Annotated in this window: 18 protein-coding genes and 1 pseudogene; 8 read left to right on the forward strand and 11 right to left on the reverse strand. The window is 72.3% G+C overall.

Annotated elements, in window-relative coordinates:
* The first annotated feature begins 202 nt into the window (after window positions 1-202).
* A complete protein-coding gene (locus tag ACFYOP_RS18690) occupies window positions 203-1,228 on the forward strand; it encodes a LacI family DNA-binding transcriptional regulator (RefSeq protein ID WP_356899045.1) in 1,026 nt (341 codons plus the stop codon).
* A 122-nt stretch (window positions 1,229-1,350) separates the two neighbouring features.
* Here ACFYOP_RS18690 and ACFYOP_RS18695 read toward each other — a convergent pair whose 3' ends face one another.
* Entirely contained in the window at window positions 1,351-2,523 is a 1,173-nt protein-coding gene (locus ACFYOP_RS18695; protein ID WP_388452089.1) for an RNA-guided endonuclease InsQ/TnpB family protein, read from the reverse strand.
* Between the two features lie 12 nt (window positions 2,524-2,535).
* Between ACFYOP_RS18695 and ACFYOP_RS18700 the strand changes: the two genes are divergently transcribed.
* Both ACFYOP_RS18700 and ACFYOP_RS18705 read left to right on the forward strand, forming a co-directional pair.
* Window positions 2,536-2,913: a transposase gene (locus ACFYOP_RS18700; protein WP_388452043.1), complete on the forward strand. Its 378-nt coding sequence runs from the start codon at window positions 2,536-2,538 to the stop codon at window positions 2,911-2,913.
* A 759-nt stretch (window positions 2,914-3,672) separates the two neighbouring features.
* A complete protein-coding gene (locus ACFYOP_RS18705; protein ID WP_356899043.1) occupies window positions 3,673-5,088 on the forward strand; it encodes a GH1 family beta-glucosidase in 1,416 nt (471 codons plus the stop codon).
* A 525-nt stretch (window positions 5,089-5,613) separates the two neighbouring features.
* On the opposite strand, the gene ACFYOP_RS18710 is transcribed toward ACFYOP_RS18705, so the two are convergent.
* Together ACFYOP_RS18710 and ACFYOP_RS18715 are read right to left on the reverse strand one after the other, a co-directional pair.
* Complete coding sequence (locus ACFYOP_RS18710; protein ID WP_356899042.1) at window positions 5,614-6,192, reverse strand: HD domain-containing protein; 579 nt, start codon at window positions 6,190-6,192, stop codon at window positions 5,614-5,616.
* 13 nt (window positions 6,193-6,205) lie between these two features.
* Window positions 6,206-7,318 carry a helix-turn-helix transcriptional regulator gene (locus ACFYOP_RS18715; protein ID WP_356899041.1) on the reverse strand — a complete coding sequence of 371 codons (1,113 nt, stop codon included), beginning with the start codon at window positions 7,316-7,318 and terminating at the stop codon, window positions 6,206-6,208.
* Window positions 7,319-7,582: 264 nt separating this feature from the next.
* On the opposite strand from ACFYOP_RS18715, the gene ACFYOP_RS18720 reads away from it, so the two are divergent.
* The 4 genes from ACFYOP_RS18720 to ACFYOP_RS18735 all read left to right on the forward strand — a co-directional run bounded on the left by ACFYOP_RS18720 (window position 7,583) and on the right by ACFYOP_RS18735 (window position 11,210).
* Window positions 7,583-8,071: a hypothetical protein gene (locus ACFYOP_RS18720; RefSeq protein WP_356899040.1), complete on the forward strand. Its 489-nt coding sequence runs from the start codon at window positions 7,583-7,585 to the stop codon at window positions 8,069-8,071.
* Between the two features lie 856 nt (window positions 8,072-8,927).
* On the forward strand, window positions 8,928-10,043 hold the full coding sequence (locus ACFYOP_RS18725) for a radical SAM protein (RefSeq protein ID WP_356899039.1): 1,116 nt from the start codon (window positions 8,928-8,930) through the stop codon (window positions 10,041-10,043).
* Between the two features lie 2 nt (window positions 10,044-10,045).
* A complete protein-coding gene (locus ACFYOP_RS18730; RefSeq protein WP_356899038.1) occupies window positions 10,046-10,243 on the forward strand; it encodes a hypothetical protein in 198 nt (65 codons plus the stop codon).
* An 85-nt stretch (window positions 10,244-10,328) separates the two neighbouring features.
* Entirely contained in the window at window positions 10,329-11,210 is an 882-nt protein-coding gene (locus ACFYOP_RS18735; protein ID WP_356899037.1) for a GNAT family N-acetyltransferase, read from the forward strand.
* A 323-nt stretch (window positions 11,211-11,533) separates the two neighbouring features.
* Here ACFYOP_RS18735 and ACFYOP_RS18740 read toward each other — a convergent pair.
* The 3 genes and pseudogenes from ACFYOP_RS18740 to ACFYOP_RS18750 form a co-directional block, all read right to left on the reverse strand.
* A pseudogene (locus tag ACFYOP_RS18740) lies at window positions 11,534-12,030 on the reverse strand (cupin domain-containing protein).
* A gap of 196 nt (window positions 12,031-12,226) precedes the next feature.
* On the reverse strand, window positions 12,227-13,042 hold the full coding sequence (locus ACFYOP_RS18745) for an SDR family oxidoreductase (protein ID WP_356899036.1): 816 nt from the start codon (window positions 13,040-13,042) through the stop codon (window positions 12,227-12,229).
* Complete coding sequence (locus tag ACFYOP_RS18750) at window positions 13,033-13,779, reverse strand: SDR family oxidoreductase (RefSeq protein ID WP_356899035.1); 747 nt, start codon at window positions 13,777-13,779, stop codon at window positions 13,033-13,035. Before ACFYOP_RS18750 ends, ACFYOP_RS18745 begins: the two co-directional genes overlap by 10 nt.
* 427 nt (window positions 13,780-14,206) lie before the next feature.
* On the opposite strand from ACFYOP_RS18750, the gene ACFYOP_RS18755 reads away from it, so the two are divergent.
* On the forward strand, window positions 14,207-15,469 hold the full coding sequence (locus ACFYOP_RS18755; RefSeq protein WP_388452092.1) for an MFS transporter: 1,263 nt from the start codon (window positions 14,207-14,209) through the stop codon (window positions 15,467-15,469).
* Here ACFYOP_RS18755 and ACFYOP_RS18760 read toward each other — a convergent pair.
* The 5 genes from ACFYOP_RS18760 to ACFYOP_RS18780 all read right to left on the reverse strand — a co-directional run bounded on the left by ACFYOP_RS18760 (window position 15,442) and on the right by ACFYOP_RS18780 (window position 20,957).
* Complete coding sequence (locus tag ACFYOP_RS18760) at window positions 15,442-16,485, reverse strand: glycosyltransferase family 9 protein (RefSeq protein ID WP_356899034.1); 1,044 nt, start codon at window positions 16,483-16,485, stop codon at window positions 15,442-15,444. The two genes, ACFYOP_RS18755 and ACFYOP_RS18760, sit on opposite strands and share 28 nt — an antisense overlap.
* 35 nt (window positions 16,486-16,520) lie before the next feature.
* Entirely contained in the window at window positions 16,521-17,957 is a 1,437-nt protein-coding gene (gene rfaE2 / locus ACFYOP_RS18765; protein ID WP_356899033.1) for a D-glycero-beta-D-manno-heptose 1-phosphate adenylyltransferase, read from the reverse strand.
* On the reverse strand, window positions 17,954-18,616 hold the full coding sequence (locus ACFYOP_RS18770) for an SIS domain-containing protein (protein WP_356899032.1): 663 nt from the start codon (window positions 18,614-18,616) through the stop codon (window positions 17,954-17,956). Before ACFYOP_RS18770 ends, rfaE2 begins: the two co-directional genes overlap by 4 nt.
* 107 nt (window positions 18,617-18,723) lie before the next feature.
* The gene (locus ACFYOP_RS18775) at window positions 18,724-19,995 is read right to left on the reverse strand and encodes a glycosyltransferase (protein WP_356899031.1); all 1,272 of its coding nucleotides are present in this window, start codon (window positions 19,993-19,995) and stop codon (window positions 18,724-18,726) included.
* Window positions 19,992-20,957, reverse strand: coding sequence for a glycosyltransferase (locus ACFYOP_RS18780; RefSeq protein WP_356899052.1), 966 nt, complete (start codon window positions 20,955-20,957; stop codon window positions 19,992-19,994). Before ACFYOP_RS18780 ends, ACFYOP_RS18775 begins: the two co-directional genes overlap by 4 nt.
* Window positions 20,958-20,959: the final 2 nt, after the last annotated feature.

Below are 20,959 nucleotides of genomic sequence, written 5' to 3' on the forward strand. Positions count from 1 at the left end.
CGCTTTCAGCGCTGACAAATCACGCAAGGCGTGACATGAAGCCCAGTTGGTCGCGCCTGCGCCGCGGCGACGCCGGCGCCCCGGCATGATCCTCGACAAGCCGGACCTGATCGATCAATATTGGGAGCGCTCCCGAACTCTCCGTCCCCGAGGTCACCAGGGAGAATCGACGCACACGGCAACACCCTCACCGGAGGCACGCATGGCAGCACGGGGCCGCTACGGCCAGCCCACACTCGAGCAGGTGGCCGCCCTGGCCGGTGTCGGGCGGGGCACCGTGTCACGGGTGATCAACAAGTCCCCAGGGGTGCGCGACTCCACCCGGCACGCTGTCGAGCAGGCCATCGCGGAGCTGGGGTACATCCCCAACCACGCCGCCCGCGCCCTCGCGGGCAGCCGCACCGACGCGGTGGCGCTGGTCGTCCCCGAGACCGAGAAGCGGTTCTTCACCGAGCCCTACTTCTCGGAGATCATCCACGGCGTCGGCATCGGCCTGGCCGACACGGAGCTCCAGCTGCTGCTGACCCTGGTGCGCACGGAGCGTGAACGAGACCGCTTCCTCCAGTACGCCAAGGCCCGCCGGATCGACGGCGTCCTGCTGGTCTCCCTCCACCGTGACGACCCGCTCCCCGACCAGCTCTCCGACATGGACATGCCCACCGTGCTGGGCGGCCGCCGCACCGGCGACGAGACGGTCTCCTACGTCGACTGCGACAACGCCGGAGGAGCCCGGCTCGCCGTGCGCCATCTGGCCAAGACCGGCCGCCGCAAGATCGTCACCATCACCGGCCGCGCGGACATGTACGTCGCCCAGTGCCGGCTGCGCGGCTACGAGGAGGCCGTCCGCGGCGCGTACGGGGAGTTCGACCCCACCTGGGTCGCCGACGGCGACTTCACCGAGGAGAGCGGCCGCCACGCCATGACGGAGCTGCTGCGCCGCCATCCGGACCTCGACGCGGTGTTCGCCGCGTCCGACGTGATGGCCGCCGGCGCGCTGCACACCCTGCGCGCCGCGGGCCGCTCGGTGCCCGGTGACGTGGCCGTCATCGGCTTCGACGACTCGCCGCTCGCGCAGCACACCGACCCGCAGCTGACGACGGTCCGCCAGCCGGTGGAGGAGATGGGCCGCACCATGGCCGGCGTCCTCCTCGACCAGATGGCCTCCCCGGGCGCCGCCTGGCGGAACGTGGTGCTCCGCACGGAACTGGTACGCCGCGCCACGGCCTGACCGCGTGCCGCCTCAGCGCGGCAGCGGCCCGCGGCGGCCGGCGAGCCGAGGGCCGGAGGGTGATGGCGTGATTGACCGGTTGAAGTGCTCTCCCGGCTGAAGTGAAGCCGGGAGATTCCTGCTTACCTCGCGGCAGCGGGCTTGACGCGCTTCGCGCGCCTGACGACTGCCCTCCCGGCAGCCGGGACGAGCGCGTGGCCCGTCCGGTACAGGTGCAGGACGTTCCGGGCCGCGTTGTGGTCGGCGTTGCCCGACCAGCCGCAGTCCGGGTTCCTGCACACGAACACGGCCTGGCTCTCCCGGTTGCCGGGCGTGGTGAAGCCGCACGCCGAGCAGCGCCTGGAGGTGCCGGGGGCGGGGACCTTGTGCAGGGTGCCGCCGTGCCGGGCGGTCTTGTACGTCAGCATGGTGACCGTCCGCCCCCATGCCTCCTGAGCGATGGAGCGGTTCAGCCCGGACTTCTGGGCGACGTTCTTCCCCGGCTCCTCGATGCTCCCCTTGGCCGATGTGACCATGTTCGTGATGGTGAGTGCTTCGACCACGACGGTGCCGTAGGTGCGGGCGATGGCGGTGGTCGTCTTGTGCTGCCAGTCCAGGGCCCGGCGCTTGGCTTTCGCGCGCAGTCCCGCGATCCGGTCGTAAGTGCGGTGCAGTCGGCGGCTGGTGCGCTCGCCGGGCCTGCGGTGCCGCTTGCGCCGCGCGGCGCGCTGCTCCAGGTGCAGGAGCTTGGCCTTCTCCTTCTTGGTCAGCCACTCACCGTGCTCGTACGTCGTCCCGTCCGAGAGGGCGAGGGGCACGGTGATCCCGACGTCGATGCCGACGTCCGGCCCCGGATGGGGCGCGGGCTCGACCTCCAAGCCCTGAACACGGAAGCCGATGTGCCAGCCGAGCGCGTCCTTGGTCAGTCGCGCCCCGGTGATCCGGTTCTCCACGCCTGCCCGCTTGCCCACCGGAAGGTCTTTGGTCCACCGGAAGCGGACCCGGCCCACCTTGGGAATGTTGACCTGCCCCCACCAGCGGTGCACGCGGACGATGTTCAGGTCCCGGCCCTGCGGGATGTCCACGGACAACACCGTGCGGAGGCGGCCCTTGAAGGTGGGGGCGTCGGCGCGGCCCTCCCAGCAGTTCTTCCACGCCTGGAAGTACGCCTTGAGGACCGCTTGCGCGGCCTGAGCAGGCAATACGGTCAGGAAGTCGATGTCCTCGCGGGCCTGTCCGATCGCGGCATCCGCGAGTGCGAGAGTCCGCTTCTCCTTCGGCATCATCCGCCACCAGGCGTGGAGCAGGTTCCACATGCTGCGGGCCGCGTGCGCCTGGCCATCAGTCCTCAGCACCTCGGCAGGCGACAGTGCAAGCCGGGCACGATGCCCGAACTGCCGCTTGACAGAATGGCTTGGCTCACGATCAAGACAATAGCGTTGGCTTATGTCACCGGGCTGGGACCCAACCCCGATGCCAGAACTGGTCGCCATGTTGTCCATAACCTGCACATTCATTTGGCTTTTGTCACGCAGTACCGGCGGAACGCGTTCACCGACGCCATGCCGACCCGCGCCGAAGAGATCATGTGGAAGGTCTGCGCCGACTTCCAGGCCGACCTGAACAGTTCAGCGGCGAACGGGACCTTGCCCACCTGCTCGTCCACTACCCGCCTACTGCATGCCCTCGCGGCCCAGTTCGGGTAAGGGCCGCTTCTTGGGTGACGAAGGGCCCCCACGTAGCGGCCCCGTCGACGGTGAGCCGGTAGTTGCTCGGGGCGGATGGCAGAGGAGAAGTCCGGCTGGTGCACATGGTCGCCGGAGGAGCGGTCGTTGCCGTACAGCGGGTGGCGCGGCAAGCGACCAGGCGCCCCGCGCGGCGGCGTGGGCGGGATCGGACGGCGCGGAGCATCGTACGGGCCTCCTGGGTGGGGGACGGAAGCGAACGCGTGCGGGCGGTGTCTGAGCGCGATACGTACGGGGCCGGGCGGTGCGGAGCGGTTGGGACGGTGCCGGGCTGTCGGGGCTGTCGGGGCTGTCGGGGCGGCGAACGGGAGCGCTCCCAGCCAAGGTGGCCACCGACCGGGTCAGGACGGTCGGCGAACCCGGATACGGGAGCGCTCCCACATGGGCGGCGCGCCTCGGTCGCAACTCGCCCCCGCCGCGCCCCGACGGGCACGGCAGGTCGAGCACCATTGGTGCGGCACCGCGGACCAATGAAGCGGTTCCCCACGGCCCGTGTCAATGACCGCGACAGGACCTCGGGCCCTTGACAACCCGCGCCGGCTGCCCGAATCTCATGGGAGCGCTCCCATTCCGGCTGACGCAGCTCTGGTCTTCCGCCTGCCCCGCCGCAGAGCTGCCGGTCGTCGGAGCGGGAGCGCTTTCAGCAGCCCCGCCAAGTTCGTGCCCGGCCGCCGCGGGCCCTCGGCCCGCCGCCGGCGATCGACCGATCAGAGGATGACGATGACCGCAGAGAACGATCCGGTTCCCGCAGCGCTCGCGCGCCCGCAGGCCGCAGCGTCCTTCCCACCGGGATTCCTGTGGGGAGTGGCGACCTCGGCGTACCAGATCGAGGGCGCGGCGGGCCGGGACGGCCGTGGAGTGTCGATCTGGGACACGTTCTCGCACACTCCAGGCAAGGTGGCCAACGGCCACAACGGCGATGTGGCCGCCGACCACTACGACCGGTACGAGCAGGACGTCGCCCTGATGTCCGAACTCGGCGTCGGCGGCTACCGCTTCTCCGTCGCCTGGCCGCGCATCCAGCCGGACGGCCGGGGCCCGGCCGACCCGCGCGGCCTCGACTTCTACAGCAGGCTCGTCGACTCCCTGCTGGAGAAGGGCATCCAGCCCGCGCTCACGCTCTACCACTGGGACCTCCCCCAGGCGCTGGAGGACGTGGGCGGCTGGCGCACCCGGGACACCGCCTTCCGTTTCGCCGAGTACGCGCAGCTGGTGAGCGAGTCACTGGGCGACCGGGTGAAGCTCTGGGGCACCCTCAATGAGCCGTGGTGCGCGGCCTTCCTCGGCTACGGCAACGGCATCCACGCCCCCGGCGCCGTCGACCCGGCCGGTTCGCTGCGCGCCGCCCACCACCTGCTGCTCGGCCACGGCCTCGCGGTCCCCGCGATCCGCGGGGCGGCGGCGCCGGACGCGGAGGTGGGCATCACGCTCAACTTCTATCCGGTGGACGCCGATTCCGAGAGCACCGCGGACCTCGACGCGGCCCACCGGATCGACCTGCTGCAGAACCGCCTCTTCCTGGATCCGGTGGTCGAGGGCGCCTATCCGGCGGATGTGCGGGAGCACTTCGAGCGGGTGTGCGGCACCGGCCACATCGAAGCGGCCGACGAGAAGATCATCGGCGCGCCGGTCGACTTCCTCGGCGTCAACTACTACACCTCCTACCGGGTCGCCGGAGGCGGCGAGCCGGACGGGCCCTCCCCGTGGCCGGGCGCGGAGGACGTGCGCTTCATCGACCGCGGGCTGCCGAGGACCGGCATCGGCTGGGAGATCGACGAGGACGGCCTGCGCCGCCAGCTCGTGCGCATCCACCGGGATCACCCGGGGCTGAAGATGTACATCACCGAGAACGGCGCCGCCTTCGACGACACCGTCGAGGCGGACGGCCGGATCGAGGACGCCGACCGCACCGCATACATCGAAGGCCATCTGCGGGCCGTGCACCGGGCCATCGAGGAGGGCGCCGACGTCCGGGGCTACTTCCTCTGGTCGCTGCTCGACAACTTCGAGTGGGCCGAAGGCTACGGGATGCGCTTCGGCGTCGTCCGCGTGGACTTCGAGTCCCAGCAGCGCACGCCCAAGCGCAGCGCCCTGTGGTACGGCGGCGTGGCCCTCGCCAACGCGCTCCCCGACTGACGGCCGCGAGACCCCCTGACGAGGCCGCCCCCGCACGAGGGGGCGGGGGCGGTCCTCACAGGGCGTGTCCGTCGTCCCCCGGGCCGGCGCGTTCGGCTCCGCCCCGGCCATGCCGGCGGGGAGGGCGCGGGCCCGGAGCGGGTAGCCCCCCGCCGACGGCCGCCGCGCCCCGCAGCACCTGTGTGCTCTCCCCGTGGCACCAGACCGGCCGGGGTGGGTTCACCACGATCGCCAAAGGGGGAGGGGAGCCGTCCGCCGTGGACCGCACCGTGTGGCTCGTCGGCGAGTGCTGGCGGTGTGACCGCCGCGGCCTGCCGGTCATGTGGCTCGTCCCGTCCAGAGCGACGACCACGGTCACGGCCCGTTCTACGCGTGCGAGCCGTGCGTCCGCCGCCTCGAGGACCGGGGCGCCGCCTACGCCGCACTACGTGACTCTGCCTGACCCGATCCCCGTGTGGCAACGCAGCGTTGGCCGCGACCGGGGCACGGCGTCATCGTGGAACCTGGGCGGGACGTCTGGCACCCTCAGCCTTCCCCAAGGGCAGCACGGAGCCAGTCGAGAGAGCCGGTCTCGAGGACGGCATCAGCGAGGGCGTTCGCGGACTTCGTCGTCAACCGCCGACGGCTGTTGTCGATCCACCGCTGTGCGTTCTCGTATCCCTGGGCCTTGTACTCGACGCCTTGGATCAGGCACTCCAACTTGTCGGCGTCGCGGGCGCAGATCGCTTCGGGCGACTCCTTCGACTCGTACTCGTCGACCAGGCCGCGAATGGCGGCGGCCAGGTCCTCGGGCATGCCCTTGACTTGGTCGGCGGTGACGTCCCTCGGATCCGCCTCGCCGCTGGTGTACTTCTTCCCGAGGTGGTTCACGTCTCCCGTGCGCGTTTCCTGCGAGTCGTGCCAGACCGCGAGGAACGCGGCCTGCGCCGGGTCTGCCCCTTCGAGCTTCGCGATGATCGAGGCGAGTAGCGCGGTTCGCCAGGAGTGCTCGGCCACCGACTCGGGGTCGCGTACGCCGGCCATCCACCAGCCGGTGCGCTTCGTCTGCTTGAGCGTTCCCGCCTCGTACAGGAAGCGTGCCACCGCGGACAGGTCGTCTGCCATCGTCGGACTCCTCTCACGCCTCGGCGAGGCGGATCGCGTACCGGATGCTCTCCAACTCTCGGCGCCCGCGCGCCGACAGCTCCCGGCTATCCAACATCACGGGGAGGCGGTCGCGTAGGGCACGTGCCGCTGCACCGCTCCGCAACAGGTTCGGGCGGACTTGGAGGAGGGACCACACGGTGTGGATGTTGAGGTCGACGTATCCGTGGCGTGCGTCGAGGCCGTGGGCGAGGTGGGCGAGGAGTTTGTCACCGGACCACAAGCCGGGGGTGGGAGAGGCGATGAAGTCGTCGGAGAGTTCGATGTGCGGGGCCTCTCCGATCCAGTAGGCCCAGTAATTCAGGTTCGCTGCTTCGCCGGCGTCGTCCGCGAGAGCGGTGCCGATGAAGTAGCCCATGCGGTCGCGGTCGCCGTGCCGGGCGGAGACGGCGGCGACGGAGCGGGAGTTGAGCCAGAGAGTGAGCCAGTCGTCGGGCCGCTCGGTGCGCTGCTGGTGGGCGACCCATTCGCCGGTGTCGTCCTGGTCGTCGTATCCGGCCAGATAGAGCGCCTGACGGCGTAGAAGGAACTGGCCGTCGCCGCGTGCCTGTTCGGCGGTGCGCCGCATTCGGGTGAAGAACCGGGCGCGGTCGGAGGTGGTGAGTTCCGGTCCTGCGGGTGCGGGGCCTCGCCGGGTTCGTGGTGGGGGCGGCAGGTCGCGGACATACTGCGGGGCCACGCCGCTGAGTGGCCACGTGAGGACTTCTACGAGTTCCCGCTGCGTCACCATCGAGCCGAGCGGGCTTTCGTCGACCGGTGAGTCCTCGGTGAGCACGCTGCCGAGGAGTACGTCTGCCTCAAGGGCGCGCTCGAGGGCTTGCAGGAGTGCCGGGGCCGTGCCCATCTGCATGAGTCGGTGTCGGTGCACGAGCATCTGCCCGACGGGCATGGCGGTGAGGGGGCGCCGACCGGACTCCCAGCCGGCGATCGTGTCCGAGGAGACCCGCAGGCGTTCAGCGGCCTCGTACTGCGTGTAGCCCTGCTGCTCCCGTATGACGCGGAAGACGTAGCCCGAGATGACGCCCTCGCGGGGGCGTGACCCGGTTCCCTGACCGCCGGTCAGGGATTCTCGTGAGCTCGGCCGCATGGGCGCTCCATTCCCGACAGATCGCATCCAACCACCTGTACTGGCGGTCACTTCAGGGCATGACCGCGGATCCATACCGTTGTATGCGTTCCCAATCGAGCCTATGAGGGAGGCCGTCACCGTGGGCCGCGTTCCGCAGGAACTTGATCTGAATTGGTGCACGGTTCGGCTGCGCCTGACTTGGGAGGTGACGCTGTGAGCAGCGTGCAGGCACCGGTCGAGCCGCTTCCCGGCGTGCTGGTGCATACACGGAGGGACCGTGAAATGGCCGTCGCCCACTGGCTTCTCGCGGCGGCGACGGACATCCCGGCAGCCCGTACCGAGTGGGCGACGACCTACACCGCTCTTCTTCGCTGCGGCGGCGGCTTCGCAGCGGTCCGGATTCCTGCCACGATCGTCCAGGCCGCCGCCGGAACTGCTGACCCCGCGGAGACCGACGCATACCTCACGGGAGCGCTCGACGGGCCGGTGTTCGTCGACCAGCACAGTCAGCAGTACTACGCCCTCGTGCCGGCGAGCATGGCCCAGCTCCCGAAGTGGGTCATGCTCCTCGGAAGGGACGCGCAGTGCCTGGGGCGTAGCACCTTCGTGGGCGTGCCTCACCCCGGCCAGACCGATCCGCGAGCTGCCCGGTCGTACTGGTGCGTCCCGATGAATGGCCCTGGTGTCCTCTGCGGCCCGCACGCCGTCGTGGCGCTCGTCGCTCGTGGCCGCGACCAGCAGCGTGCGTTGGTCAGGGGGACCGACGAATGAACTGTTTGTGGACGTCGAAACGATCCGGCAGACCTCGCAAGCGATCCCGTTGTTCACCAGCATCGGCGAGGCGGAGGAGTACGCATTTCGGCTCCGCGAGAGGACATCCGTCTCGTCCATGTGATCGAGACCGGCAGCGGGCCAGGAGGCACCGTCCACGCTTGCGGGCTGTGCCGCACGCTCCATGGCCCGAGGCCGTTCGCCGAGCAGCTTCCAGGCGCGGAGTGGGCTTCGCCCGCCGTGCTGTGACTCACGACTCCCCGGGGCTTGTGCCTTGTCCTCGGGGTGCTCCGGCCGCTCTTCGCTCCCCCGTCGAGGGGCGGCCGGGGCTTCGACACCGAAGGGAGGGCCGCCGTGCAACGGCTATGGGTCACTGGTGACTGCTGGCTCGGGTGCGAGCGCATCAACCTGCCGGTGATCTGGCTCGGTCCTGTGCAGTGGGATGGCCGGCACGCTCCCCTCTACTCGTGCGAGAACTGCCTCGCCCGTCTCCAGCGCCAAGCACTCGACTACCTCCTTGAGCGACGGCCCGCCGTCGCTTGACCAAGCTCCCGCCTGGTCGCGTTGCACTACGTCGTGATCGTCGCCGTGGTCCTGGCAGCGCTCATCGTCGGCGTGACGAGCGGAAAGCCGCCGATGGAGAGGGCGTGGGCTACCGGCCGGTGCTGGCGATGCGAAGCCACAGACATGCCCGTTCTGGTGGACCGGCCCCATGCGAAGCGTGGGGCCGGGGAGACGCCGGCGGTGTGCTCCTGCCCGCGCATCGGGTGCCTGGAGGACCTGGTCCCACCACACAACGTCCCACGCTGACCGAGCTCGACAACTGCCTGAATCGTCCGACCGAAGGAAGACATCCATGCATGAGCTGATCGCCAGTCCGTTCCTGGGACAGCATGTGCTCGTCCGTCCTGGAAGCCCCGGTGGGCTCCTCCTCCCGGAGGCCAACTACGAGGAGCTGCGCACCCGCGCGACAGAAGCCGCCGTCCCGGCCTGGCTGGCTGACTCCGTCCGCGAGCAGTGGGGCACGGACATCACCGGCCGGCCCCTGCCGGACGTCCTACTCGTGCGGCAGCCGTCGACGTGGGGCTACGGCAAGGCGTCCTGGGAGGTCAACCTCGGCTGCAACTACAAGTGCAAGCACTGCTACCTGGGCCTCAAGGTCAATTCGGGTATGCCCCTCGACGACAAGCTCCGCAGCCTCAACATCATGGCCGAGGCCGGTGTGCTGTGGCTCCAGGTCACCGGGGGCGAGCCCACGGTCGACAAGGACTTCATGCCCTCGTACCGGCACGCGTGGGACCACGGCATGATCATCACGCTCTCTACGAACGGCTCCCTCCTCTGGAGGGAGAACCTGCTCGCGATGCTCCGGGAGCGCCCGCCCTACCGGGTCACGGTGTCGATGTACGGGGCGACAAAGCGGAGCTATGACGAGCTGACGCAGCGTGCCGGGGCATGGGACCTGTTCATGCAGGGCATGGGCGCCGCCCGGCGGGCGACGCTCCCGCTGCGGATGAGCATCATCGTCACCGAGGACAACGCCCACGAGGAACAGGCGATGATCGGCCTCTGCGAACAGTGGGGCCTGGACTACGCCGTCTTCACGAACATGACGCCGACGATCTACGGCGGCGGCGAAGTCCTCACCGCGCAGTCCAAGGAACACCTGCGGATGCGGAAGCCCTTCGGGGGGTGCAACGCCGGCCACACGTTCTTCCACATGGACCCGCACGGCTTCGCGACGATCTGCAAGATCGGCCGCGATGACCAGATCAGTCTCCCCGACGAGGGGATCGACGGTCTCGCACGGCTCGGCGCCATCGCCGACCGCCTCATGCTTCGCACCGGTGGGTGCTCTGGCTGTCAGCTCTCTGGGGCCTGCACGGTGTGCAGGCCGCTGGCCAAGCACTACCAAGAGGCGAAGGCACCACTCGCAAGTTACTGCCAGCATGGAATGAAGAAAGCAGGCTGACCATGACCGCTGTCGCTGTCGAGATTTCCCCCAGGCGTCCCCTCCCCGGGGACATGCCGGGCCAGGGGCTGCCGTACCTCACGCGGCCTGTCGAGCGGCCCACCGCGCCGATCCTCACCATCACCCCCGTCGCGGACCTGGACGACGTGATGGAGGCCGCGAAGTGCTCGTGCGCGGCTGGTGACGACAATCCCCACTGACCTGATCTGCGTCTGATCCGGTCATGAACGTGCAGGCCCCGGTGCTCGCGCACCGGGGCCTGTGGCGTGTGTGTAGCGTGCGGCCATGCACCTGAACTGGGACTGGATGCAGCCCGTGATGCCCGTGCCGTTTGTGCCGACGCTCGGCCCCGTGCACCCCGCCGGCCCGCTCCCTCGCCTCTTCACCGCTGCGGCAGGCGTCGCGGACAACGGGAAGTTCCTGCCCTACGACAAGGACCGGCGCTGGTCGCAAACCAAGACGGAGCGGATCCTCACCGGCGCCGTACGCCACAATGCGCGGCAAACACTCATCCCGACTCTGTCGGACCCAGGCCGCCGGGGGGCGGTGAAGGTCCACGTGTATGGGATGCCCGACGCCCTGGCCGACGCAGCCGAACTCGCCCGCGAGCTCGCTGCCGCTCACCGGGTCGGGGCCGCACGCATCGTGTGGTTCCTCGGGCCCGACCAGCCCGAGCAGTCTGCCGCCGCGGTGGGCACACGGGTCCAGATGAAGGACTTCACCAGCCCCGGCCCGGAGGCCCTTCCGACCGCCGCCGTACGGCCGTACGACGGGCAGCCCGAAACCGTGAAGGCGACGTTCGGCGCATTCGCCGAGGACATGAAGGCCGACGGGCTCGAATTCCTCCACGAGCAGATGACCGCTGGAACAGTAGGGCCGGTCCTCACCGTCGCGCGGGACGGGCACGTGGCCGGTGCCATCGGCCCCATGGAGACGATGAGCGACGAGGCAGGACGGACCCGACTGCTGCCCCAGTACTTCGCCGTCCTGCCGCAGTACCGCGGCCACGGCTACGGCCGCGCACTGTGGCGGGCAGCGATGGCATGGGGCCGCGCGAGCGGGGCCGCCTACCAGTTGCTCCAGACCGAGGTCGGCGGAGCGTCTGACCGGCTCTGCCAAGCCGAGGGCCTGACGTCTCTCGGGTTCGTCTGCACCCGACCTGCCTGACCCAAGGCACCGCATTGCTCTGAGGTCGATACGACCAGTGGAGAGACATGAACGGCGCGAACCACAGCGACCCACACGGCGGGACGTGGGAGCGGGTCGGGCACATCCGCACATGGCTGACGAGAACGCCGGCGAGCTGACCGAGCGGGAGCGCGTCATGATGCGCATGCTCAAGATCAGCGAGGAGTTCGGCGAAGTCTCCGAAGCGATGCACGGCGCGACGGCGGATGAGCATGGTGGTCGGCGCGCGGCGCGGTCGGGCGGCGGCTCCCCGGGCAGCCACGGCGGTCTGCATCGCTGCATGACCGGGGCTGCGCACATGGTCAGCCGGCGGCAAGCGCGGCGTTCCACACGGGGCTGTCGACGTAGTGGTTGTCGAAGCGCTCCGAGGACGCCTTGATTTCCTCGAAGTCGGCTTCGCCTCGCATCACACGGCCCAGGAGTCTCAGGTAGTCGAAGCGAGCCATCCCCGGAGTGAAGGTGAACAGCACGTCGGCCGTGCACCCCGGGGCGGCAGCGAAGGCGTGCGGGGTGTGCGGTGGTACGAGCAGGAAGTCACCCGCGCTCAGCACGGTGATCGCCTCCCCACGAGAACGCGCAGGGATCCGTCGATGACGTAGAACGTCTCCGCGGCCCGGGTGTGGAAGTGGGCCGGTGCTCCCACAGCTCCCTCGGCGAAGGTGGATCGGTAGCTGGTCAGCAGCCCACCCGTCGCCTCGGAGTCTGCCAGCAGCGTCATCGTGCTGCTGGGGTCGCTCGTCGTCTCGGCCTCGGCGGCCCGAGTCACGACCGGCGCCGGGTTGGTGCGGATGCTGCTCATCGTGTGCGCTCCCCTTGGTAGCCGACGTCTCCATCGCCCCTGTGATCACTATCCTGGACGGTGAGTTGACCGGAAGCGTGGTGCAATCTGCCCGTGCTTTCCTGGGCCAATCTCACAACGCCCCTTCCCGGGAAGCCCGGCACGCGGCTTCACCGGCTACCACCCTGCGCCCGCCGACACGGCCCGGCCGGAAGACTCAGGGCCGGCGCCAGGAGTCGTCCTGGAGGTGGGAGCCCGCCATGGGCCCCATGCGCAGCATCCCGCCGTCGATGGACCACGACGCCCCCGTGACGTATCCGGCGTCCGGACCGGCGAGGAAGGCGATCACGGCGGCGACCTCCCGCGCGTCACCGGGACGGCGCATCGGGATGCCGGGGCGTTCGGCCGCCCTGGGGTCCTCGTCCTCCTGGCCGGTCATGGGCGTCGCGATCTCGCCCGGTGCGACGGAGTTGACGGTGATGCCGTGTTCGGCGAGTTCGAGCGCCATCACCTGGGTGAGCAGTCCGAGACCGCCCTTGGCCGCGCAGTAGGGCGCTGCGCCGACCCGCGGCTGGTGCTCGTGGACCGAGGTGACGTTGACGATCCGGCCTCCGTCGCCCTGGCCGATCATCCGGCGGGCCGCCCGCTGGCCGCACAGGAACGGGCCGACGAGATCCACGTCGACGACCTGGCGGACCGTGCCGAGGTCCAGGTCGAGGAACGGGGTGGCGGTGCCGGTGCCCGCGTTGTTGACGAGCACGTCGAGCCGGCCGAGCTCGCCGGCGAGCCGGTCGATCACGTCCGCGGCGTCCGGGAGGACGGTGAGGTCCATGTGGGCGACGGCCGCGCGCCTCCCGTGGGCGCGTACCTCCTCCGCCGTGGCCTCCGCGCCCTCCCGGTCCGTGTGGAAGGTGATCCCGATGTCCATGCCGGCCTCGGCGAGCCGGACGGCCGTGGCCCGTCCGATGCCGGAGTCGGAGCCGGTGACGACGGCGACGCGGGCGGGCGCGGGGGTGTCGGGGGTCACGGCCATGAGGGTTCCTTCCTGGGCACGACGACCAGCTCGGAGACCGCGCTGGTGTCGGGGACGGACAGGGCGTAGAGGACCGTGTCGGCCACGATGTCCGGGCTCTGCAGCATGCCGAGGTCGGCGTCCGGGAAGCGTTCGAGGATGAAGGGGGTGGCCATGCCGCCCGCGATGATGCCGGTGACGCCGATCCCCGGGCAGTCGCGCTGCGCCTCCTGGAAGAGCGTGTGGGTGAAGGCGCGCAGCCCGGACTTCCCGGCGGCGTAGGGCCCCGCCTCCGTCCAGGTGCGGTTCGCGGCGGTGGAGAGGATGTTGACGATGTGACCGCCGCCACGGGCGACCATCCGGCGGTAGGTCTCCAGACAGAGGAACATCGGCCCGAGCAGGTTGGTGGTGATCACCCGGGTCACCTCCGCGGCCGTCAGGTGCTCGATCGGCTTGGAGACGTCGACGGCCGCGTTGTTGACCAGGATGTCGATGTGACCGCCGTCCTCCTCCAGCTCCCGGAAGACGTCGGCGACCGCTTCCGCGTCCCGCACGTCCAGCAACACGAAGTCCGCCTTGCCCCCGTCCGCCGCGACCTGCTCGCACAGCTCCTCGGCCAGGTCGCGGCGTACGTCCGCGACGAGTACGGACGCGCCGGCGCCCGCGAGTCTGCGGGTGATGGAGGCTCCGAGCCCACGCGCGCCGCCGGTCACCAGGGCCTGCCTGCCGTCGAGGTCCACCTGCACTCCGCCGTTCAATGGTCTGCCTTCCTTCGGTGCCTTCGTGCGTTCTCACTGTGACGCGCGCAACTGGGGACGGCACTTGGGGCGGGGGCCGTCCGGCGGGGTCCGGGGCCTGTGAGCAAGCCCACCAGAAGTACGCGATCCCAGTCGGCACAAGGGTTCGGGTGCCCGGCGGGATCCTGGACACGCACGGGTGGGAGTACTTGTCCTGAGCCGTCTGCCACGATGGTCAGCGCCATTGAGGTGGAGCGGCCGTGCAGTGCAGCCGGCGTCACAAGCTTCCACCGCGTTCCGCCACATGGGTCCCTCGGGGGCTCGTCACCCGAGTGATCTCACTGTGCCTGCTTCCTCCTCCGCTGCCCCCGCGGCCGGCCCGTCCGGCCGCCTCGCACGTCGCCTGCTGGGCGACAACTCCCCCTGGCGCTGCTTCACGTACCCGAGCATGCGCTGGTGGTCCGTCGCCAACTTCGTCTCCAACGCCGGTACTTGGATGCAGCTCACCGTGCAGAACCTGCTGGTGCTGCAGATCACCGGGTCGGCCGCCGCGACCGGACTGTCGATGTCGGTGCAGGCGGCGCCCGGCCTGCTGATGAGCCTGGTGGGCGGCGCCGCCGTCGACCGCTGGCCCCGCAAGCTGACCGCCTCGGTCAGCCAGGCGCTGCTGGGCGCCGTCGCGTTCCTGACGGCGTTCCTGGTGGCGATGGACCAGCTGAACCTGGGCGTCCTGATGGCGCTGGCCGCTGTGACGGGCGTCATCGCCACCGTGGACGGCCCGGCGTGTGCCCTGCTCGGCAACGACCTGGTCCGTACCGAGGACGTGCCCTCCGCGATCGGCGTCGGTTCGCTGGTGCACAACGCGGGGCGGCTGGCGGGCGCGGCGCTCGCCGGTGTGACCGTCGGCTTCTTCGGCACGGCCGCCGCCTACGCGGCCAACGGCGTCTCGTTCCTCTTCGTCACCGCCGTCATCCCGTTCCTGCGCCCGGTGGCCCGGGCGGTCCGCGTCCGCTCCTCTAAGGACGCGACCCGGGAGCCGGCCGAACCGGCCGCCGAGAACGACATGAGCATGCGGGAGGGGCTGCGGTACTTCGCGCGCCGGCCGCGGCTGGTCGCGCTCGCCGGGATCACCGGGCTCAGCGCCGTCTTCGGACGCAACTACCAGCTCACCCTGGCCGTGCTCGTCGTCGGACCGCTCGCGGGCGGCGCGGGGGCGTTCGGCACCGTCTCGACCGTGCTCGCCGTCGGCGGCATCATCGGCGCGGTGTTCGGGGCCCGGCTGCGCAGGCCGTCGGTGCGGCTCGTGGGCCTGCTCGCGGCGGCCGGCGGTGTGCTGCAGATCGTCGCGGGCCTGTCGCCGTCCCTGGCCGTGCTGCTGGTCGTGGTGCTGCCGATGGCCCTCGTGGAGTCGGTGTCCGACACCGCGGGGACGACCGTGCTCCAGACCGATCCGCCTCCGCACATGAGGGGACGCGTCCTGGGCGTCTGGGGCACCATCAGGACGGTGTGGAGCCTCGCCGGGCCGCCGATGCTGGGCCTGCTCATGGAGCTGGCCGGTGCGCGCGGCGCCCTGGTCACCGGTGGCCTGCTGGTCGCGGGCGCGATCGGGGCCGGATACGTGCTGCGGGAGCGCCGTACGACGAAGCCGGTGGCCGTGCCGGCCGCGAAGCCCGCTCTGGCCGGTCAGCCGGCGCTGGAGACCGCGGCCTGAGCCGTACGCACGCTGCCCCCGTACCCGCCCGGGTACGGGGGCAGCGTGCGTACCGCGTCGAGCACCTCCTCGGTGGTGATGCGCAGCAGCCGCTCGTCGGGCCGGTCGCCGTGGGCGTCCCCGGGGCGGGGCGCGTCGTCGGCGTCGGGGTGCCACAGCACCCGGTGGTACGGCCGGGGCGGCGGCCCCCACAGACGGGGGGCCACGGGCCCGAACAGGGTGACGGACGGAGTGCCGAGGGCGGTCGCCAGGTGGGCGAGGCCGGTGTCCCCCGCCACCACGCAGCGGGCCCGGGCGACCAGGGCCATCAGCACGTCGAACGGCACGTCGCCGCCCGTCCCGCCGAGGACCGCGTCCGGTGGGAGCCCCGCCGGTCCGGCCACCTCCGCCGCGAGCCGGCCCTCCGCGGCCCCGGCCGTCACGACGACCCGGTGCCCGGCGCGGCTCAGCGCCCGCGCCACGGCCGCGAACCGCTCGGCGGGCCAGCGGCGGGCCGCGGCGTCCGCGCCCGGATGCAGGACGATCGCCCCGGGTGCGGGCGAGGGCGTGTCCGGTGCGGGGACGAGCAGGTCGGCGGGGTCGGCGGGCACGCCGTACCGGTCGAGCAGCCGGCACCAGCGCTCCCGTTCGTGCTCGTCGTCCCGCCATTCGGGTCCGTCCGGCTGCGCGTACGCGTACAGGCGGCGCGGGCAGAGCCGGGCCAGCGGACGGCGGCTGTCGGGGCCGCTGCCGTGCAGATCGACGGCGAGGTCGGGCGCGGGCCCCGTCCAGGCGAGCGCGGCGGGCACCGCCCGGCCGGGGGCGGCGGCCGGCAGCAGCCGGTCGACCAGTCCGGTCGCCGCGGCGGCCGCCGCGAGCCGCCCGGGCGCTGCCAGCACGGTCTCGTGTCCGGGGAGCCCGCGCCGCAGGGCGCGCAGCGCGGGGACCGCGGTCAGCAGGTCCCCGAGCCCCAGGGCCCGCAGCACCAGGATCCGCGGCCGCTCGGTACCGCTCGGTTGCTCCGCGCTCGTGGTCATCCCGGTCTCCTTCCGGCGGGTCCGCGAGTCAGGGGTCAGGGGGACGCGGTCCGGGCGGCGGCCTGGGCCTGCGCCTGGGCCGCGCGGCGGGCCAGCAGGGTGGTCGAGCGGCCGTCGAGGTACGGCAGCACGACGGCCTGTCCGCCCCACGCGCGCACGACGTCGGCCTCCGGGAGTTCCTCCACGGCGTAGTCGCCGCCCTTCACCCACACGTCGGGCCGCAGCCGGTTCAGCAGCGCGACGGGGGTGTCCTCCTCGAAGACGGCGACGGCGTCGACGCTGCCCAGGCCCGCGAGCACCCGGGTCCGGTCGTGCAGCGGGGTGAGCGGGCGGCCGGGGCCCTTGCGGCGGGTGATCGACTCGTCGGAGTTGACGCACACGATCAGGCAGTCGCCGATGCGCCTGGCGCTCTCCAGCAGCCCGACGTGGCCGGCGTGCAGCAGGTCGAAGCAGCCGCCGGTGGCGACCACCGTCCCGCCGCGCGCCCGGACGCGTTCCGCCAGCTCGAACGGGTCGCTCTCGACGGCCCGGACCGGGTGGGAGGGGCCCGCCGTGCGCCACAGTCCCGGGTTGCCCGCGCCGCCGGCGGCCACGAAGGCCGCGGCCCGGGCGACGGCCCGCTGCACCGCCTCCTCCGGCAGGGCGCCGTCGGCCAGCTCGGTGGCCGTCGCCGCCGCGAAGCAGTCGCCGGCGCCGCACGTGTCGCCGTCGGCCCGGTACGGGGCCGGGACCAGCATCGGCGTCCCGTCGCCCGGCCGGGTCAGCAGCACGCCGCGGTCGCCGAGGGTGACGGCGACGGCCGCCGCCCGCCAGCGCTCCGCGAGCTCCCGGCCGTGCTCGGCGAAGTCCCGCAGCGACCGGCCCGTCCCGGACGCCGGTTCCGCGGTCAGGGCGGAGACCTCCGCCGCGTTGGGGGTGACGATCCGGGCCCCGGGCACGGGCGTGTCGCCCCTGGGATGCGGGTCCCACACCAGCGGCACCCGGCGGGCGGCGGCCGCCAGATACTCCCGTACGGCGCTGACCGTGTGACGGCCGTAGTCGGCGACGAGGACGGTGTGCGCCCCGGCCAGCGCGTCGCGCACCGCGTCGCCCGGCTCGCCGGGCGTGCCGCCGCCGCGGTCGATCCGCACGAGCGGGCGGCCGCCCGCCATGACCCGGGTCTTGACCGGCAGCGTGCCGTTCAGCGGCACCTCCACCAGCCGGACCCTGCCGTGCAGCGCTCGCCGTACGGCCTCGCTCGCCGCGTCGTCGCCGAGCGCGGTGACGAGGACCACCTCGCGGCCCGACCGGGCGGCCAGCGCCGCGGCGAGTCCGGCGCCGCCGGGGTGGCGCAGCTGGCTGCGTACGTCCACGACCGGCGCGGGGGCGTCCGGGGCGAGCCGGTCGGCGACGCCCTCGATGTCCTCGTCGAGCAGGACGTCCCCGACGACGACCAGCGGTCCCCGCGTCCGCCGCCCTCCCCGGGCACTCATGACAGCCTCCGGCGGGCGACGGCGGCCTGCGTCGCGGCCGCTCCCGGGGCCCGCCGTACGGCCGCCGGTGCCGCGGGTGCGGCGGTCGCCAGGTCGAAGACCTCGCAGAGCAGATGGACGGCGACGAGGTGCGCCTCCTGCACGGTCGCGGTGGAGTCCGCGTCGACGCACAGCGTCTCGTCGGCGGCCTCCGCCAGCGGGTTGGGGCCGGGTCCGGTCATCGCCCACACCCGCAGTCCCGCCGCCCGTCCCGTCCTGGCCGCGTTGACGAGGTTGGCGCTGCCGCCGGAGGTGGACAGCAGTACGAGGACGTCGCCGGGGCGGCCGTGCGCCTCGACCTGCCGGGCGAAGACCTGGTCGAAGCCGTAGTCGTTGCCGATGGCGGTCAGGCTGGACGTCTCCGCGTGCAGGGCGACGGCCGAGTGGGCGGGCCGTTCGTCCCGGTAGCGGCCGACGAGTTCCGCGGTCAGGTGCTGTGCCTGGGCCGCGCTGCCACCGTTGCCCGCGGCCAGCAGCCGGCCGCCGACGGGGAGGACCGCGGCGAGGTGGCCGCCCCACGCGGTGATCTGGCCCAGGTTCTGCCGGCGGAACCGGCCGAGGGCGTCCTGGAGGGACTGGCAGTGCCGGTGCGCGGCCTCGCTTGCAAGTGCTTCGTTCATGCTGGTCGGGGCGTGCCGGGCGTCCCTGGGGACGGTGGCCGTTCCCGCACCTCCTTCGAACGTCGGTGCTGCGCGGTCTCGTTGGCGGTCGGCGGTCCTGCCGGCGGTCACATCACCCCGGTCGCCCACGCCCCTCCGGGGGCCCGCTGCAGGGCGGGCCTGGCGGCGAGCACACCGAAGTACACGGCCTCGGTGGCGGCGGCGACCTTCGTCCAGCCGTACGTGCCGAGCACCCGTCGCCGTCCCGCCTCCCCGCACGCCTCCCGCGCCGCCGGATCGGCGAGCAGTTCGGCCACGGCCCTGGCGAGCGCGTCCGGGTCGCGGGGCGGCACGAGCCGCCCGGTGGCGGGGTCCGCGACGGTGTCGAGCTGGCCGCCGACGGCGGTGGCGACGACGGGCCTGCCGCACGCCATGGCCTCCAGCGGGACGATCCCGAACGGCTCGTAGTCGCCGGGGCAGAGCACCACGTCGGCGCTGCGCAGCAGTGGCGCGACGTCCTCGCCGGCGACGGCTCCGGTGAAGCGGACCCGGTCGGCGACGCCGAGGCCGTGCGCCAGGTCGCGCAGCCGGCGCACTTCCGGGTCGTCGTCGAGGCGCCCGGCCGGCGGGCCGCCGACCACGAGGAGTTCGACGCCGGGCAGCCGGGTCAGCGCGGTGACGGAGACGGCCGCGCCCTTGCGCGGGACCACCCGGCCGACCTGGATCAGCCGGTGGCGGTACGCGCCGCGCTCGGCGGCCGGCCCGTGCGGGGTGAACGCGTCGGTGTCCACGCCGCACGGCACGACGTCCACCCGCTCGGCGGAGAGGCCCATGGCGGCCAGCTCCCCGACCTCGTCGCGACAGGTGGCGATGATCCGGTCGCAGCCGACGCCGACCTCCTTCTCGCAGGCGATCCGGGCCGGCGGGCTGGTGTCCGCATGGCGCTGGTGACGCCGCTTCACGGTCCCGAGGGCGTGGTACGTGTGCACCAGCGGCAGTCCCGACTCCCGTACGGCGTGCAGCGAGGCGAGACCGGACATCCAGAAGTGGGAGTGCACCACGTCCGGCGGGACGGTCTGCCACTCGCGCGCCAGATGACGGCCGAAGCCGAGCATGTGGGGCAGCAGCTCGTCCTTCGGGATCGCTTCCGGCGGTCCGGCGGGCACATGGCGGACGTCGACACCCGGCCTCAGCGGCACCAGGTCGGGCAGGTCCCGCGCGTCGCGCCGCGTGTAGACGGTGACCCGGTGGCCGCGGTCGGCGAGGGCGCCCGCCAGGCGCGCGACATGGACGTTCTGGCCGCCCGCGTCCACCCCGCCGAGTGCGGCGAGCGGGCTCGCGTGCTCGGACACGAGCGCGATGGACAGCGCTTCCGTGCCGATGAGGTCGCGGTCGGTCATGAGCACACCTCCGTCATCAGGCGCTCCCAGTCGTCGAGGAAGCGTTTGAGTCCGTAGCGCCGCAGCGCCGCCTGGCGGGCCCGGGCGCCGTCCTCCGCCGCCGCCTCCGGTTCGTGGAGATACCGGCGGGCGGCGGCGGCGAGGACCTCGGGGCGCGTCGACAGGGTTCCGGTGCCCTCGGGGACCGCCTCGACGGCCTCCGTGGTGGCGAGGGCGACGACCGGCATGCCCAGGTGCATGGCCTCCAGCAGCGACAGGCCCAGGGAGGTCCAGCGGACCGGATGCAGATAGAGCCGGCGCTCGGCCATGGCCCCGTGCAGCTGCCGCTGGGGCAGATCGGCGGTGCGGCAGCGGTCCTCGGGCAGGCCGAGGTGTCCGGCGAGCCCTTCGGTGCCCATGCCGAAGACGTCCAGCGGGACGGCCCGCGCCAGCGCGGGCAGCAGATCGGTCCCGGTGTACCGGCCGCGCCGTACGGGCTCGTTGACGACGACCGCCGCGCGGTCGAGCCGGCCGCTGTAGAGGTGGCCGGGGTCGACGATGCCGTGCTCGACGACCTCCGTGCGGGTGGACCCGTTGTCCCAGAACAGCCGGTTGAAGTGCGTGACGTGGACGAGGGTGAGGTCGTCGCGGTCCGCGCAGGGGTGCCGGGTGCCGGGCACGTCGCCGTCGGGCGCGTTGTGCTCCAGGTAGACCGCGGGCACGTCGCGGCCGGGCCGCCGGCCGCCGAGCCATCGCTCGGCGAGTTCCGCCTCGTGCGGCCGCTGCAGGACGACCAGGTCGACGGCGGCGTCGCGCAGCTGCTCCGGCGTCACCTCGCGCACCGAGTCGGGCCAGGAGAAGGTGCGGGCCCGGCCGAGCCCGTCGGGGCCGCGGTCGGGGGTGACCGGGACGAGATACGTGTGCGGGCCCTGCACGAACGCCGTCGTCCAGGAGCCGTGCACATGCCACAGCAGGATGTTCATCG

Origin of the sequence: Streptomyces sp. NPDC006294 (assembly GCF_042870895.1) — a bacterium.
In the GTDB taxonomy this organism is placed as follows: domain Bacteria; phylum Actinomycetota; class Actinomycetes; order Streptomycetales; family Streptomycetaceae; genus Streptomyces.